We start from the raw sequence: 15,530 nt of genomic DNA on the forward strand, positions 1-15,530 counted from the left end.
CCAGCTTTCATGAGTTCCCTGTATGTTTTTTTAAGACTTTTCAACGCTTCCTTAGCCGTTATTTTTCGGCCGCTACGTCCTTTTTTTCTCCACCAAGCACCTCATTAACGACTCTATTGAGTTCTCCGAGGAGTTGTGGACCTTCAATCCCGTCATAAATCGTGTCAACTGTAACCGCCTTATCATCAAAGACACTTGCCACAAAGTTAACTTTTATATCAAGGGCATCTGCCTCTTTAGCGACTTCTCCACTTTCAAACTTGTCCATCATTTCAAAAGCCTCACGGACCTTACGTCCGCTCACATAATCCTGTTCATGGACAACTTTTTGACCCTCTTTGTTTCGTAATTCAAGTCTAATCATTGGTAATTCCTCCTTAAATTTAGGTAATAAAAAGGCTACAGCATTTAAGCTATAGCCTTAATAAATGAGATTAAGCATCAGGTGTTTCATCAATCGGAAAGATAAAGTCCTCAAATTGATCCTGAGTAACATCGTCAGCTTCACGCGCTTTTGCCCAAGACAAACCATCGGAAGCCCGAGAAACCCCAGACCCATTAAGGACATCAGAGGAAAGTGTAGATCCATTGTTGTCCGTTGATTTGATGTCATCCCCATCAAAAGTGAATTTCACTTTAAGAAGCCCAATAAAGAGAGCTTTACCGTTTTTATCGTCCGTATAAAGTCCTACGGCGCAATATGGAGCCTCCGTATTAGCTCCTATCGTTGTGATACCATCTTCGTTTTTCTCACGACCTAGAATCTTATCCAATGCTCCTTCGGGCAGAGCTTCTAGATCAGCAACTGTTAATGCAATCTTAATATCTCCTGTACCCTTTGAAGAAACATAATAAGGGACGTTGGAAGCATAGACAACGTTTTGTGTCGGGGCCAACCCTGTAATTGCTGCTTCAATTGCACCCGCTGTTTTTTCATCAGCTGTGAAAATGTTATCAGCTGATGTTTTTTCATTCTCATCTAAAACTGCAATTTTGGCAGATTTAAAACCAACTGTAGCCATTAATCATCATTCCTTTTAATAATTTTTTATTGGTCGTTTCTAGCAACCGAAGCATTCGCCCACATGACCGCTTCTTCAATTTTGGTCATTGCAAGTGACTTTTCTCGCGAGTTGGGACATAGATCATCAACCAAAACAGCAAAATCCTTAGCAGAGTTTCGGATGGCGTCATATTTCGCCGGTTGACCCTCTTTAGGGGCGTGATACGTGAAATTGTTATCTAATCTGTCTTCCAAAAAAGAACACTCCTTTTATAAATTTTTGCAATAAAAAATCCACCGTCAAAAGGTGAACTAGTCAAACGTGTTTTTATTAAACTTTGCAGTGAGATATAGCTTTTCAATGTCCGGATCTTTGTCAGTATAACTGTTATACATGTAAAAGCCGTTTGCCTCCATGTACTTTCTCAGGAGTGTTTCATAGTCTGACGTATCGGTAAACTCATACCATATTTGGATTTGCACTTTTCCTTCGACAGAATGACTGACGTTGCTTGAATAATCGCCAGGGATGTTTTGAATATCTGTTAATAAAACCAACACAGACACTTGCTCTTTTGGAGTACCGTCTGGCATCTTGTCAGGGATAAAATAATTAAACACGTAATCGGGGTTAAAACCCAGCGGATTATCCTCTGAAGAAACAAGATTAAAAGCGTCTACGATCGCACTCACAATCCATTCAATTCCTTTTCGATGACTTTCTGCATCTCTTCGGTAACCTCGCCCCTTGCTTCTGCCTCCGTTTTTTCAGCAAAGTGTTGGGCTGGTTGATTAATAGTGCCATCATTAACAAATTTAGACCGCCATGCTGTATCTTTCCCAAAGTGCACCTGATATTCACCCAGATCATTCACTCGGGATATTTCAACATCATCTATTAAGTGTTTTTCGGTGTCAGGATCATAAGGCGTATTTTCTTTAAGCTTATCCGCGACAATTTGAGCGCCTGCTTTTGCTGCCTTTTTACCGCCACTTTTAGTACGGGCTGCTAACTCTAAAAATTGTCTATCCAATCCACTATAATCAATCTCAGTGCTCATGCTGTGACCACCTCACAGATAATAACTTTCCATTCTTTTTTTGTTGTGTCGGGCGTGATGTCTTTAATTTGATAGGAATCATCGCCCCAAGATACGGTCATTTTGTTATCAATCTCAAAGTCTTGTTGCTCTCGGATGACAAATGACGTAGTATTAACGACCTCATTCCCGATATTGGCCATGCGATCTGATAGTTTTTGAGTGATGACCTTTGCCCAAACAGTAGCCACTGCTACATTCTGTGTTGTCGCAATACCATTGACCTTTACTGTTTTCTTGGCATTAAAGGTAATTCGCTCATTTAACTCTGATGGATCATTAACAAGTGGCACTGATCATCCCTCCTGATCGGTCGTTGACATACCGCTTTTAAAACTTTTCAGAGACAAAATGATGCTCTGTAAAGAAAAATCAACAAGGTGAGACATGGTACCAACCAATGCAGCAGTACGATTCTGATACCAATGTGTGATCAGTATTTTCTGAGCTTGCTCATATAATTCAAGGTTGGCTGTTGAATCACAGCCAGCCCCTTTTAAATATTGATCTGATGATTTAATAAGAGAATTAATAAGGGCGTCATCTGCAGTAGAGTCCACCCTTAAAAAGTTCTTTACCTCTTGTAAATCCATTATTCACCACTTCCGGAAGAAGCAGATGTTGTTACCTCTAAAGCATTACTCAATTGCGATTCTACACCGTCGGCACCAACCGCTTTGACTTGATAAGTATAGGTGGTTTCAGCAGTCAATCCGCTATCTGAATAGCTGGTTCCCACCCTCGTACCTATACTTGTCCCATCACGATAGACCTCATAGTGATCAGCGTTTGCGACGGCATCCCAAGCTAATTTAACCGACGTATCGGTCACGTCACTTGATGTTAGCCCAGTTGGTGCGTCTAGGCTGCTGACTTTTTTGCAATTCTAAACGCTGATTTCAGCTTGATTTGGTGATCAAACCACGCCGTAACAACAAATTGCTCAATACCTGTTTTAACGTCTTTGTCCCGATCATAAAGCGCCCCGAGATCATAGTTAAAGTGAGAATAGCTAAAATCACCAACAATAGGATTAACCGCAGAGTCACAGAATACAACAGGTTTCCCAAGCACTTGCTCAGGTTGAGCTGTATACAAAGTGGTACTCCCATTCGCAAGATCCTTGATAATATTCTTATAGTCTTGGTACCGCATGACAATTGTTGCATTTTCGCGGTAATCTTCGTGTAGATCGGAAATCGCATCTGTGATGGCATCATACATGTTGGCTGCTGTGATTTCGGAAATACCAGCGCCATAAAACGACATATGCTCTTCACCCGTTTTTGGCTCAGTAGCAAAAGCGACTTTCTTCTCTTTCGCAGCGACACCCGATTGTAATGCTGATTCTGTAGCTGCTACTAAATTGGCCTCTGAGCCATTAATAACTGTTTCAGATAGGCCCGCAAAGACCTTAAATTTATTCCGGCCAAAAGTAACAACATCGCCAGTCTCTTCAAGCTCTTTCGCTGTTGCTTTATCAGCAATAAAATCGTCATCATCAAGAGTAAAGGACAATTTAGGGATTTCCAGATTAGTAATCTGAGTCAAAGTAGAGATTTGACGCAATGGATTTTTAACCAAAGGCTCCATTAAAATATCTGTGGACACTGTCTTTGGCAGGAATTTGTTTCCTCCTGTACTATCATCATCCCCCAAGACTGCAACGACATCGTTAGGAATCTGCTTGCGTTGCATAACAGATCGGATTAATTCCGCTTTAGCTTTAACGACTTTGGCTTCTGGGTCATTAATATTTTTAAGATCGCTCGAAGCCTTAGAAGCTGCTTGCTGAAGCTTTGCTTGCTGCTCTTTTTCCAGCTCATCATGTTGTTGTTTAATGACATCAAAGCGCATCTTTAGATCATCACGCGAGCGTTGCAATGCCTGAATATCCTCTGAGGATTTTGCAGGGTCAATGGCCGCCGCTGAAAGTTCCCCCTCCATTTTTTGGAGTTGCTGACCAACAGTAGCCATATTCTGCTTTAATTCAAACAGCGTCGGGTCACTAAAAAACTGCAAATTTAACTTTCTTTGATTCTTCTGTTTTACTACTCTGAACAATTCTTTACTTTTTGTCATTTGTACATTCCTCCTAGAATGGTTTCTAAATATGCTTGATTTGCTTTTGCCTCATCAGCGATTCGTTGACGTAATGCCATCTCGTCTGCGCTGATTGTTGTTTTAGGATTGTCTATCAGACTTTGAGGGACATTTTTATAACGCTGGAAGAGATCAGAGTTAATCGATGCCGCCATTTGATTTTCACTTTCAACGACATCGCATAATCCAAATTCAAACGCCTGATCCGCTGATAGCCAAGTTTCGGCATCGAGCATTCCTTGCAATTTTTCCTCAGTGAGCTTATCTCCTGCTTTTTGCATATAAGACTGAAAAGCAGACCCGGCAATACGATCCAAATCATCGGCCTGTTTACGTAGTTCTGTAGCATTTCCAATAGCAAAAGTCCAAGGATTATGAATCATAAGCATGCTGTTTTTTGGCATATAAATAGTGTCTCCCGCCATAGCGATGACACTTGCGATTGATGCCGCTAACGCATCAACATGTACGTTTACTTTAGCCTTATGTCGCTTGAGCATGTTATGAATGGCAATACCTTCAAAAACACTGCCACCCGGTGAATTAATATAAAGATTTAGCGTTGACACATCGCCTAATTGATCTAAATCTCCCTTGAAACTCGATGCTGTTGTGTCTGATTCATTCCAACGATAGCTCGTGATATCTCCATAAATAAAGATGTCCGCCTCATTTGATTTATCAGACGACATTTTCATATCCCAAAATTTTTTAGGATTTTTTTCACCGAAAAACTGTAAGTTTAGCTTTGGCCTTCCCACTAACCACTCACCCCCTTTCAAGGCAAAATAAAAAAACACTCACTGAGTGCTATCAAAATTTGAGCTATGACTTTTTCTTTCTCTCGGATCCATCTCTAGTGGGTACATATCCCCTGAAATCCAAAGTTCGTCTGCTTTTCCAGCACGTGGTGGCAAGTCCTCATACTGCCGTACCTCATCGCGGCTCATCCACCCGTCACGTAAAGCATTGTGGTAAAAAGCGGTTTGAGATGCTGTATCCCCCCTCAATAGCGCTTTAACATTAAACTTAAAATAGTAACCCGCTTTCCTTTCTTCAGGTGTCAGTAATTTGCGGTTAAATTCCTGCTCATACTGTCGGACAATTGGCATCAGGGTAAGCTGTACAAACATCCTCATCAGTTGTTCGTTACTTGCATAGTTTTGACCCTCAGTGTCATTAAGCATGATGACAGGCATATTATAAACATTTGCTACACGTGACTTAGTAATCCGCTCAGATTGAAACGTATCTGCAGCAACATATTTCCTCTCAAATTGTTGGATATCGACTCCAGGCTCTTTAAATAAGACACCGCCATTATCTTGATAAAATCGCTTAAAATCCTCGATAATTTCTTGACGCTTATCAGTGTCAACGTTTTGCCCATATTCCAAAATAAATGAGTATGCCGCTCCCTGCATTTCTTTTAAGCTAAACTCGCGGACCGCCTTATCATAATCCGTGGAATTGGTCAGGACTTTTATTGGATTGATACCCTTTAATCCACCTGACCCCACAATATGCTTAACATGCAACATGTCCAAATTGTGAATATAGTAGGTATTATTATCTCCTATTACTTGATACCACAATTCGTTGGTCTCTCGTTCAATTACCGGCTCTACAAAATCTGGATTTAAAGGTGTGATTCGAGAAACTTGCATTCGGATATCCCGTTCGATTAATGCATAAGCATTTCCTCTTTCATCTCTCATGGTCTCCATATTCCTTATAAGATCAAACGATGTCATGTTTTGGTTTGGTGAATTTAACAAAACATCAGATGTCGTATTGGAAACCACATCATAATTTTTGTACATCTTCAAGGGCAAAGAGGCTAAGCTGTTAGAAAGACGCGTAACAACACTAAAAATGGTTTCATTGGTTGCTAACTTAGAATTATCAATGCCCCAGAAGGTATGGCCAAACCAATTCGTAAAATCAAAGGTGCTTCCTTTCCAACTTATAATCGCTGCTCGGATAGATCGCCGTATCCTACTAGTCCACTTCACAAAATGATCACCACCTTTCTAAGCTAATAAATCCCTCATTGTGATAGCTTTGATCTTACCGCTACCCGATGGCTTAATAAGTAAATCAACTGTTTCGGTATGTGCGTTAAGAGCAGCTGCAAATCCATCAATCTTTCGATTGGCATTTTGTTTCGTTGGCATCCAATTGTCATTGCGATCTTTAACTAGCCGCACGTTATTGAGATACCATTGAAACATTTTATTCCTATTGAAAATCACTTTTCCATCGAGCAACAATTCTTTAAAGTTTTGCATCGGCCCACCTAAAGTCAAAAATCCCTGTCTTACTTCTTTTGTTTTAAATCCATGATTTTCAATTGCTTTATTAAGATAGAGCGCCTTTGCTTTGTCATAGGCAATCATCTTAATTCTATATTTTTCAGCTTGTTCCACAAACCAATCAAAAACATATTCATAATTGACATAATCACCGGGAATGACTGTTAAATATCCGGCTTGTTTCCATTCGTCCAGTCTTTGAGGGTTGCTATCCCTGTCATATCTAGCCTGTGGAATCCAAGAATGACAAAGGATAAATACAGAACCATCATCCAAAGGAAATTCAAGAGCTGCAGCTGTAAAATCCTCTGTTTCTGAAAGATCGTACCCTGCGATACATTCCCTGTTTTTCAGAGTTTCTAAATCGATGACCTTGTTATTTTTCTTAATGGTCGCGATGTCCACAAACGACAGTTCGTCGACATCTGAGAAGATGTTAAACTGCTTTGTCATCCAGTCTGCGCGTTCTTGGGGACTTCTTTTGTCCTTTTTCCAGTCGGAAACAAGGTTAACAAAATCCATTAACCCAATATTAGGATTAGCTTTAATCCACAATTCAGGATGATCGGCTTCTTCAGGCTTGTCTAATTTGGCAACGTAATAAAAAGTACGCTCGTCTAAATTATCTTCAAGGTTGTCCAAGCAATCTTTTGCCTGTTCTATATAGGTCATTAGTGGCCCATCTAAAACATATCCTGCCGTTGTAATGTAGATAATAAGTGGCTGTTTTCTCGCTCCACGAGACTTTTTAATGACATTGATCAATTTAAAATTCTTAAATTCGTGAATTTCGTCGAAAATTCCTAGATGAGTATTTAATCCATCAAGTCGTTTACTATCGGAAGCCCGTGCCTGGATCTCTGCAAACTTTTCAGTGTACTTAATCTTATTTCTTTGGGCCTTATACCGTTTTGATAAATATGGAGATTTCTCCACCATCGCTTTGGCTTCATCGAAAAGTTCATGTGCCTGTTGTTCAGCATTTGCCAAAACATAAATACGGGCACCGTTTTCGTTATCGAAGCCTAACATATAGTTAGAAAGGCCAGAAATGAGGGTTGTTTTACCGTTTTTCCTTCCAACCATATCAAGCGCTTCACGAAATCGTCGAATGCCTGTATCTTTATGAACCCACCCAAAAAGGGACCCGATCACAAAGTGTTGCCAAGGTTGCAACACCAATTGATCAAAGTCCCCTTTTGAAGGTTTACATTTTTTTTCAATGAAACGGATTGGTCGATGACCTTTCTCTTCATCAAATATCCAAGGAAAGTCATCTGTTCCCTGCCGTTCCAGGTCTCTCATGTGCCGTTTGGCCGCTAGAATATTTTCTTCACTTGCCGGAATAGACCCGTCAATAAGTCTTTCAGCATACCAAGTTGTCAATAGCTCAGGATAGGGCCTCTCTAATATTGCCCCCCAGCTTTTTTGTTCTGCAAGATAATTTGACCACCATTTTTCTAGCTCAGTATAGCTCATCTCCAAAAGAGAGCTAGAAGTCATCTTCTTCCCCGTCGTCGCTTTCTAAATTAATGGCCAATCTTGCTCTTGCAGCTGGTGACAATCCTAAATCGGATCCTAATGACCTCATTTGTGAGGCTGCATCTTTCATACGGATAAAAAATGGATTAGGTTTTCCATCAATCCACATCCCCTTTGCTTTAACCTGCCTTTTAAAAGACAAATACTGAGAATAAGCATCGCAATAAAGGGCTAAATGAGTAACATCCGCATCATTGATAAGCTCGACTTCCAGAAGTAATTTTGCTAATCTCTCAAACTCTTTTTTCGCTTTTTGGTTGAGCCAAGCAGGTGGGATAACATGCTCAGCACTCATTTTCATCTTTTCTTCTTGTTCAGCCCGTCTTTTTAATTGTTCAACGTTCTTTTTCGCAGGATTTCCCTCTACAAGCTGTAATCGTGCGGATTTTGCTGGCGTTGGCATATTATCACCACCTTTCTAAAATGTAAAATAATGTATTTATAAAACCTTTTTAAAAAATCTGATCGGCGGTTTTATTGTAGAGTTGGGGGCACGCCGTTCCTAAGAATACATGGATGCAAAAATTTTGGGTAGGGGGGTACCCCTCTGTTAAAAAATGTCAGGGTTTCCCATCTCCTTGTGAACCTTAATTTTCATCTTCTTCTTGCGCTTTCCTCCACCCTTTTCGGGGTGCTCCTTGTTGTGACACGATGGACAGATCGTCTCAAGGTTATTGATGTCCAAAGCCAAGTCAGGACGCTCGTCCAATGGCTCAATGTGGTGGACGATGTTCGCTGGTGTCAGCTTGTCATGCCTTAGACATTCCTGACATAGATAGTGATCTCGTTTTAATACAATTGCCCTACACTTTAACCAAGCTACCGATTTATAAAATGCTGTATCGGTCATTTTAGGAATCTGTATACAGCATTCCCTTTGTTATCATAAACATTGATTATTTCTTCTGGTGGATTATGTTCAATCACTTTAGTATTCGGTGGCTTATCATAGTCCGCATGTTTGATCTTAATGTGTGTTGGGCTAAAACTTTCGGTATTGGTATTCCAATCGATCCCGACATGTACTAGATCAGTGATCTCTTCACCATTATAAAAAACTTTAGGGACAGCATTGATATCTTCCAATGTGATTTTAAGAAGTGGTTGCTTTGGCTTGTTGTTGTTGTTGTTGTTGTTGTGCGATTTATATTTATTAATCTTCCAAACATCAACAAAGGCGCCATTACATTTCGGACATACTCTAACTTCGGAATAATCTTGTTTGGTAGCTTGGACGTTTTCTGTGTGCCCACAGCTTAAGCAACCGTATCTGACTCGTGATAGCTTAGGAGGATTAAACAAAAGATTATCAACGAAACTCCTAAATTCATCAGGTGGTAAAAAGTCATAATAAGATCCAAACCGTTGGTAGACATATTCTCTAAGGTATTCGTATCTCGATTTACCACGTTTATATTCGATGTGATTAACCGTTTCGTTAAACGGCTTAGGGAATATAGGACCGTCGCATATAGGACAATTCAATCCGTCAATATTGTGTTTACCAGCGTCGATGATAGCTTTACATCTGTCGTTCATACACTCAAGTTGTATTTTACTCATAGGATTAACATCTCCCTTCAGAATCACTGGCGGTCTCTGATTCCCTCACGTGAGTGACTCAGTTAATACCCGCTTTTAATCTGGCAATCTGGACATTTCATTTCAATAAAGCCTTTTACTTTATCAGCCCGTTGTGCTGAATTTCCTGTTATTCTTTTCATTCTGTCGTGCCCGCATGAATGGTGGATATTTTCTCTTGATGAACCGTATCTAATATGTGCGTCCACTAAAGCTAGAACACTTGGAAAATATGGAATGCTCTTTTCTTTTATTAGAGTTTCAATAACAAAGCATATAAAAATAAATATTTTTCTCGTGACACCCACCGCCCATCACGTATATTTCTTCATGGTAAAAAAGCACCGTCGACTACTCTACTTCGGAGGATTACTCCTACTCTTTTCGCCGCTGATAGGTGCTTTATCACTTACCTAATTATTCCACGCTATCATGATATCACATTTTTGTAGGCCATTTGCACAAGTTTTGCACACGATTCTATTGCCAACCTATTTTTACGGCGATTAACGTTACTATTTCATGGCGGTATTTCCTAAGTGTATTTCTGTGAACATGGCAAAAGTCTGCCACCTCTGCCCAAGTTCTACCCTGACGATCCCAATATCCTTTTTCTATAACCTTGCGGTGTCCAGAAGAAACTTGATTATAAGTGCTATCGATAGCCGAAACAATTTCCTCTAAATTCCTAAGTTTAATATCCGACATCAAACGTGTTGCCATCCGTTCAGTGGGTCTCCCTGGCTCTCTAACCGAATTTGGCCCTTTGACGACATTAATCTGTTCTGGGTTCTCATCAAAAGGATTCATAATTTCTTCTCGGCGGCGCTGGATTTCTTTTTTTGTTTCATGGTAACCGTATAGTTCCGCTTCAATATGTTTAAATGTTGCTGGCTTTAGTTTCATTACTGCGGTCATTAACTCACCTCATTCATTTTTGGCTTTTTAATACATCCCCTAACCAATCAACTAACATTTCCATTTGCTTTTCAACCAAGTCATTATTACCGTACTTTTCACAGAGCTCACCAGTCGTTTGAGCCACCCATACCCAGAACTCGCTACTGTTAATCCCATGCTTTATGGCTTGTTGATTGCTTTCGTAGATCCAATCGGCTACCTCTCCGTAAAATACGCGATAGTCCATCAAATCGCCTCGATTCGAATATAGATCCCTGGCATCTTCGCCCAAAACTTTTCCACAATCTCTGAGACTACTAAGGCATCGTCTTTCCAGTACCCACAAGCTGTCATGCAATCCTTTAAAAGTTTTTGCAAGTTATCTGTATCTGGTCGCGTGTGCTTATATTGGCCGTCTTTATAGTTCCCTGTAACCGGAAAGCACCATTTAACCATCAGTCGAATAGGCCCTGTATATTTCTTTTCTGGGACATGCTGACCAAGGTATGCCATCAACTTTGCACGAGCCGCCTTTAAATCCTCAGGTTCGTAGAATATTGGCTTACCATTTATGACAGATACCTGTTTCTGTTGGTGAGTCGTTGTCGGGACCTTTTTCATTGGCATGAAGAATTCAATCACGTAGATCAGCCTCCTTCACGAATACACCATCAATCATTTCACCTTGCCGATATTTAATTTCTTGGTAAGCTGCATCAATGCAACTTTCAATACTCAATCCTAACTGCATGGCAAGAATAGTAATGACAACGTAAATATCACCGATCGCATCAGCCGTTTTCCATTCATCTTTTCGAACTAATGCAGCCGATAACTCTCCTGCCTCTTCCATCAATTTCATCATCTGCTTATCTGAATTGGCATTATTTAATCCTCGTTCTTCAGCCCAATGTTTAATCGCTTGAGTCATTTCATCCAACATGATTTCACCTTCCAAAAATTAACTTTTTATTTTTTGTTGAGAAATTTTGCTTTCGTCAAGGATAGGGGAAGTATGTCGTCGTGCGTAAGCTATCGCACGACTACTTACCCCCTTGACCTTGAGGGAAAGGGAAATTTACCTATACGTAGTATAGGGTTTTTCCTTCCCTCGGAAATTCTCGAAAATTATCGAGTTTTTCCCTCGGTAGTGAAATCGGGAAAACATTCGACTTTTTCCCTAATGAGGGAAAGGAAAAATACCGAGAATTTCCCTACGTAGGGAAAGGGAAAACATTCGACTTTTTCCCTTTCCTTACTTATCAGGTTTCCTTCCGACTTCACCGTTCGTTATCCAAAAACCACCGTGATTTTTTATCCTGTTTCTAACAGTTTTTGGAGTTACACCCATAAATTCTGATAAGGCTTCAAGGGTTACTGTTCCATCTATTGTGCAAGATTCATAGGCTATTTCTAATGATTCGTTCTGTTCTTTCTTCTTCTCCTGTGGACTTTTCTTCTTGTTAAAATTCTTTTTCCATGGAGGTTGTTCACCTTCTGGTTCTATATCTTTCAAGAAGCCTGTATCATCCACTTTATGGACAGGATACTGGAACCACATATTAACGGGCGAAAACTTAGGATATTCACGCAACGTGCCTTCTACACGCCATGCAGATCGAACACGGATGCTTTCTACAGCTTTGGTAATCTCTAATTCTACTTGTTGTAACCTTTCCGGATTAAGGACACGTTTAGCATGTGTATTCATCTGTGTTACGCTCTGTTGGTCATCTAAGCCGACGTGCTCATCGAAGTAATCAAAGTTCGCTTGTTGGATTGCCTTAGAGTACATTTCAGCCATCACTGCGCCTTCCTGTTGCTTTCTTAACTCGTCAGTAATCTCTAACTCTACCAAGTCGATAAGAGCGTCAGGATCACGAGCAAATACGCCTGATCCACTGGCTCTATCCATTGATTTTTTATTCCCTTGAGTACCTTTGGAATGGTGATGGCAGTATATAACGCTTGAACCCAACTCTGTGGCAATCTTATCAAACTGATTCGTAAAGTGAGCCATTTGGTCTGCACTATTCTCATCACCAGTAAGGACCTTGTAGATAGGGTCAATGATGACTGCGATATAATTCTTTTTCTGAGCTCTTCTAATCAACTTTGGTGCAAGTTTGTCCATGGGGACAGACTTACCACGCAAGTTCCAAATGTCGATGTTGTCAATGTTGTTCGGCTGTAAACCTAGCGCATGATATACATCTTTAAAACGATGTAAGGCACTAGCTCTATCTAGCTCTAAGTTGACGTACAGCACTTTACCTTGGGTACACTGCCAGCCTATCCACTTAGCACCTTCGGCTATGGCTATGGATAGTTCGATTAAAGCAAATGACTTACCAGCCTTAGAAGGTCCAGCCATTAACATCTTATGCCCTTGTCTGAGTACTCCTTCAATTAGTGGTGGCGCGAGCTCGGGCATATGCTCCCAAAAGTCCGTAAGACTTTCGGGGTCCGGTAGATCGTCGTTCACATCTTCGATCCAGTTCTCCCACTCTTCCCAGTTTGCCTTACCGATATTGGTATCGATGATAAACTGTTTTTTGCCATTCCGTTCGACACCAGGCATACGAGAAAGACGAGAGGGATTTCTATTTTGGTTATCTATGTTTAGGCCGTTCTTTTTACAAACGTTATATAGGTAATCTACGCGCTTACGGTACTCATCATAGTTAGCAGCATCGATCTTTACGATGGCATGTATGCTCTTTTTGCCGCTGTAAACTAAAGCAGCAATTGGTAATTCAAGTTCACGCATGATGGCGTTCTGTTTCTCCAAGTCCATCGTGTCTGATTCGACTAGTGCATATCTATATTCAGTGACGTTTTCATTTTTGACGCCTTTTCCATCCAATGGGTTAAAACGGATCCAAGCACCTGCTTCTGGGTTATAATCACCAAGTACAGCGCCGATATCTCCATCCGATTCATTTAAGGCTTGAATAAGTTCCCCAGCTGTTCTGTCCCAGTTTCCTTTCGTGGGAAGATGTTTGCCTTCATCGTTCTGCCAGGTGGATACCACATACCCTACATTCTCTGAAGCTTCGAACAACGTCTCTAAATAAGTAGTTAACTCTTTAACTGGATTCCAAATAGTAGGCTCTGAAATTTCCATACCCTCAATCCAGTTTTTATCGATAACAACATAATCATCGTTTCCTGATATCTCATCATCCCAACTTAGTTCACGTTCATCTTCACTGGAACGGTGAGGCTCCCAACCGTTATCTTTTGCCATCTGGGTAATGGTTGCACCTGTAATGCCACTACCTTCAAAGGTAGTCCACTTTTTGAAGCATTCTCCGGGATGATACCTTTGACCATCCCGTTTGCTCCACTCTTCCCAATCGCTTGCTGTATAACCTTCATACCTTAGTGCCATTCCAACGTTTAACCATTCCTGGTAATCGAGGAAAGCAGGGTCGATATAGTCTAATAGAGCTTTTAAATCTAGTTTATTTTCCATACCCCATCAACCTACTTTCTCCTACGACGATTGCCTTTTCCATGTTCTAACTGTATCGCTAGACTTCTTAGTTCCTTATAGTTCGCACAACCTCCGCAAACTGTATCAGGATTACGTGAGCCATTATAACGACGCTTTTCACAACTGTCACAGTTATTCAATGCCTTTGAGATTTTTAACATTATGTCATGATTTTTCATGTAGCATCGCCTTCTAGGGCTGCCTCTGCAATTATAATCAGTTCCGATTCACCAAAATAATCTTTCCTTTTTGATACTATGTCTTCTAAAGCCTTCCGCAGCCGTTGGTTTTCTTTCTGCTCTTTGAAGAGTTGTCTATCCATATCCTCAAGGTCCTGCTTATTTTTATCCGCCCTGGCTTTTGCTTGATCAACTGTTTGTATGAGCCAGTCAACATCAGATTCATCAACATTAAATTGATCATTTTCTTTACCCGGGTATCCAACTTTGAGAGTGGAATTGATGGGTGATTCCATCAGAAATCACCCTCTTTCAAAATCTCTGATAATGTGGTTAAACGTGTCAGCATATTTACTGCTTTTAATGAAGCATCCATACCACTCATAATCTTCCTCTTTCGCAAGAACCCTGCTTCTCCCATCTTTCACCCTTCTACCCGCACCACTAATATCCTTCCATCCTTCTTGCTCCATCAATTTAATGTGTTTTTCTCGTAAATCTTTTGTTTCATACAGATACTCAACTGTAGTTTCAATCAGTTTCAAACCTTCCATAGTTCGTTTCCCTCCTTTGAATTACAAAAGCCTTAATTCAAGTATCTTTACTCCTCCATTAATAAACTGTAAGCACGTGCGTCCAGTTCTTCATAAGAATCAATTCTCATAGCAGTTATAACCTTTTTCATTCTTGGTACATTCATAAATTCATCCCACAAATGTTCCGTATCGAAAAACCACTGTATCATTTTGTTGTTGTCCCCTAATCTTTGTTCAGAATCGGGGTATTTTTGTTTGAGTTTCATTTCAAAACTACCGTACCCTTTTGTATTACCGTTCAAATACACATAGCACCGCTTTACGGATGCGAGAGAATTATTGCGATTCATGACGTATTTTCTTCTCCATCCAGGTAGATTGTCGAACTTGCTTTGCGCCAATTCCTTGTTGACATCACCTTGAATTGTCAATCGTGTTGCCATTTAAATTCACTCCTTTATTTCAGAATTTCTCTCTACTTGGACCGATAATTGGTCCGATGGACTGATTCTTCTACTAATCTTAAAACCACATACCCAGCGATATCTCTAAGCGTATCTATCTTACTTTCATCCTTAACCTTCTGTGGTTTATTAAGGAGAGACTTAAACCGTTCAACTTTGTCAGATAAACGAATAGCCACCGATAGATCACCGAACTCTTGATATAACTTTGAAAAAGAATTACCGTAATCATGATTTTTCGCAATAATGGTATCTGCAATCTCATGGCATATAGATCGAACTGCTATTTCAAATTTGTCATTTGCCAT

General features: G+C 40.3%; 24 protein-coding genes and 1 pseudogene. All 25 read right to left on the reverse strand.

Annotation, left to right across the window (positions count from 1 at the left end; all coding sequences use genetic code 11):
• Positions 1-58 precede the first annotated feature (58 nt).
• The 25 genes and pseudogenes from gpG to IEV91_RS12195 all read right to left on the reverse strand — a co-directional run bounded on the left by gpG (position 59) and on the right by IEV91_RS12195 (position 15,530).
• Complete coding sequence (gene gpG, locus IEV91_RS12075) at positions 59-364, reverse strand: phage tail assembly chaperone G (protein WP_188497664.1); 306 nt, start codon at positions 362-364, stop codon at positions 59-61.
• Between the two features lie 70 nt (positions 365-434).
• Positions 435-1,022, reverse strand: a complete 588-nt coding sequence (locus tag IEV91_RS12080; protein WP_188497665.1) for a major tail protein — start codon at positions 1,020-1,022, stop codon at positions 435-437.
• A gap of 26 nt (positions 1,023-1,048) precedes the next feature.
• A complete protein-coding gene (locus IEV91_RS12085) occupies positions 1,049-1,258 on the reverse strand; it encodes an Acb2/Tad1 domain-containing protein (RefSeq protein WP_188497666.1) in 210 nt (69 codons plus the stop codon).
• 57 nt (positions 1,259-1,315) lie between these two features.
• Positions 1,316-1,696, reverse strand: coding sequence for a DUF806 family protein (locus tag IEV91_RS12090; protein ID WP_188497667.1), 381 nt, complete (start codon positions 1,694-1,696; stop codon positions 1,316-1,318).
• Complete coding sequence (locus IEV91_RS12095) at positions 1,693-2,064, reverse strand: HK97-gp10 family putative phage morphogenesis protein (RefSeq protein WP_188497668.1); 372 nt, start codon at positions 2,062-2,064, stop codon at positions 1,693-1,695. The genes IEV91_RS12090 and IEV91_RS12095 overlap by 4 nt, the downstream gene beginning before the upstream one ends.
• Complete coding sequence (locus IEV91_RS12100; protein WP_188497669.1) at positions 2,061-2,396, reverse strand: phage head closure protein; 336 nt, start codon at positions 2,394-2,396, stop codon at positions 2,061-2,063. The genes IEV91_RS12095 and IEV91_RS12100 overlap by 4 nt, the downstream gene beginning before the upstream one ends.
• Positions 2,397-2,399: 3 nt before the next feature.
• On the reverse strand, positions 2,400-2,696 hold the full coding sequence (locus tag IEV91_RS12105; protein ID WP_188497670.1) for a head-tail connector protein: 297 nt from the start codon (positions 2,694-2,696) through the stop codon (positions 2,400-2,402).
• A pseudogene (locus IEV91_RS12110) lies at positions 2,696-2,953 on the reverse strand (fibronectin type III domain-containing protein); the annotation flags it as partial. The gene IEV91_RS12105 and the pseudogene IEV91_RS12110, both read right to left, overlap by 1 nt.
• Before the next feature lie 11 nt (positions 2,954-2,964).
• Positions 2,965-4,185: a phage major capsid protein gene (locus IEV91_RS12115; protein ID WP_188497672.1), complete on the reverse strand. Its 1,221-nt coding sequence runs from the start codon at positions 4,183-4,185 to the stop codon at positions 2,965-2,967.
• The gene (locus tag IEV91_RS12120) at positions 4,182-4,904 is read right to left on the reverse strand and encodes a head maturation protease, ClpP-related (protein WP_338106051.1); all 723 of its coding nucleotides are present in this window, start codon (positions 4,902-4,904) and stop codon (positions 4,182-4,184) included. Before IEV91_RS12120 ends, IEV91_RS12115 begins: the two co-directional genes overlap by 4 nt.
• A 102-nt stretch (positions 4,905-5,006) precedes the next feature.
• Positions 5,007-6,221, reverse strand: coding sequence for a phage portal protein (locus tag IEV91_RS12125; RefSeq protein ID WP_188497673.1), 1,215 nt, complete (start codon positions 6,219-6,221; stop codon positions 5,007-5,009).
• Between the two features lie 18 nt (positions 6,222-6,239).
• Positions 6,240-8,024, reverse strand: coding sequence for a terminase large subunit (locus IEV91_RS12130; protein WP_188497674.1), 1,785 nt, complete (start codon positions 8,022-8,024; stop codon positions 6,240-6,242).
• Complete coding sequence (locus IEV91_RS12135; protein WP_188497675.1) at positions 8,014-8,466, reverse strand: phage terminase small subunit P27 family; 453 nt, start codon at positions 8,464-8,466, stop codon at positions 8,014-8,016. Before IEV91_RS12135 ends, IEV91_RS12130 begins: the two co-directional genes overlap by 11 nt.
• Positions 8,467-8,613: 147 nt before the next feature.
• The gene (locus IEV91_RS12140) at positions 8,614-8,913 is read right to left on the reverse strand and encodes an HNH endonuclease signature motif containing protein (RefSeq protein WP_188497676.1); all 300 of its coding nucleotides are present in this window, start codon (positions 8,911-8,913) and stop codon (positions 8,614-8,616) included.
• On the reverse strand, positions 8,910-9,626 hold the full coding sequence (locus IEV91_RS21725) for a hypothetical protein (protein WP_229745577.1): 717 nt from the start codon (positions 9,624-9,626) through the stop codon (positions 8,910-8,912). The genes IEV91_RS12140 and IEV91_RS21725 overlap by 4 nt, the downstream gene beginning before the upstream one ends.
• A 498-nt stretch (positions 9,627-10,124) precedes the next feature.
• A complete protein-coding gene (locus IEV91_RS12150; RefSeq protein ID WP_188497677.1) occupies positions 10,125-10,562 on the reverse strand; it encodes a DUF722 domain-containing protein in 438 nt (145 codons plus the stop codon).
• A 13-nt stretch (positions 10,563-10,575) separates the two neighbouring features.
• Positions 10,576-10,791, reverse strand: coding sequence for a hypothetical protein (locus IEV91_RS12155; RefSeq protein WP_188497678.1), 216 nt, complete (start codon positions 10,789-10,791; stop codon positions 10,576-10,578).
• Positions 10,791-11,186: a RusA family crossover junction endodeoxyribonuclease gene (locus IEV91_RS12160; RefSeq protein ID WP_229745578.1), complete on the reverse strand. Its 396-nt coding sequence runs from the start codon at positions 11,184-11,186 to the stop codon at positions 10,791-10,793. The genes IEV91_RS12155 and IEV91_RS12160 overlap by 1 nt, the downstream gene beginning before the upstream one ends.
• Positions 11,179-11,487, reverse strand: coding sequence for a MazG-like family protein (locus IEV91_RS12165; protein WP_188497679.1), 309 nt, complete (start codon positions 11,485-11,487; stop codon positions 11,179-11,181). Before IEV91_RS12165 ends, IEV91_RS12160 begins: the two co-directional genes overlap by 8 nt.
• A 312-nt stretch (positions 11,488-11,799) precedes the next feature.
• Entirely contained in the window at positions 11,800-14,022 is a 2,223-nt protein-coding gene (locus IEV91_RS12170; RefSeq protein ID WP_188497680.1) for an AAA family ATPase, read from the reverse strand.
• Between the two features lie 11 nt (positions 14,023-14,033).
• The gene (locus IEV91_RS12175; protein ID WP_188497681.1) at positions 14,034-14,222 is read right to left on the reverse strand and encodes a hypothetical protein; all 189 of its coding nucleotides are present in this window, start codon (positions 14,220-14,222) and stop codon (positions 14,034-14,036) included.
• Positions 14,219-14,518 carry a hypothetical protein gene (locus IEV91_RS12180; RefSeq protein ID WP_188497682.1) on the reverse strand — a complete coding sequence of 100 codons (300 nt, stop codon included), beginning with the start codon at positions 14,516-14,518 and terminating at the stop codon, positions 14,219-14,221. The genes IEV91_RS12175 and IEV91_RS12180 overlap by 4 nt, the downstream gene beginning before the upstream one ends.
• 6 nt (positions 14,519-14,524) lie before the next feature.
• The gene (locus IEV91_RS12185) at positions 14,525-14,776 is read right to left on the reverse strand and encodes a hypothetical protein (RefSeq protein WP_188497683.1); all 252 of its coding nucleotides are present in this window, start codon (positions 14,774-14,776) and stop codon (positions 14,525-14,527) included.
• Between the two features lie 47 nt (positions 14,777-14,823).
• Complete coding sequence (locus IEV91_RS12190) at positions 14,824-15,201, reverse strand: hypothetical protein (protein ID WP_188497684.1); 378 nt, start codon at positions 15,199-15,201, stop codon at positions 14,824-14,826.
• A gap of 32 nt (positions 15,202-15,233) precedes the next feature.
• Entirely contained in the window at positions 15,234-15,530 is a 297-nt protein-coding gene (locus IEV91_RS12195; RefSeq protein WP_188497685.1) for a nucleotide modification associated domain-containing protein, read from the reverse strand.

This window comes from Pullulanibacillus pueri (assembly GCF_014639255.1).
Classification (GTDB): Bacteria; Bacillota; Bacilli; order Bacillales; family Sporolactobacillaceae; genus Pullulanibacillus; species Pullulanibacillus pueri.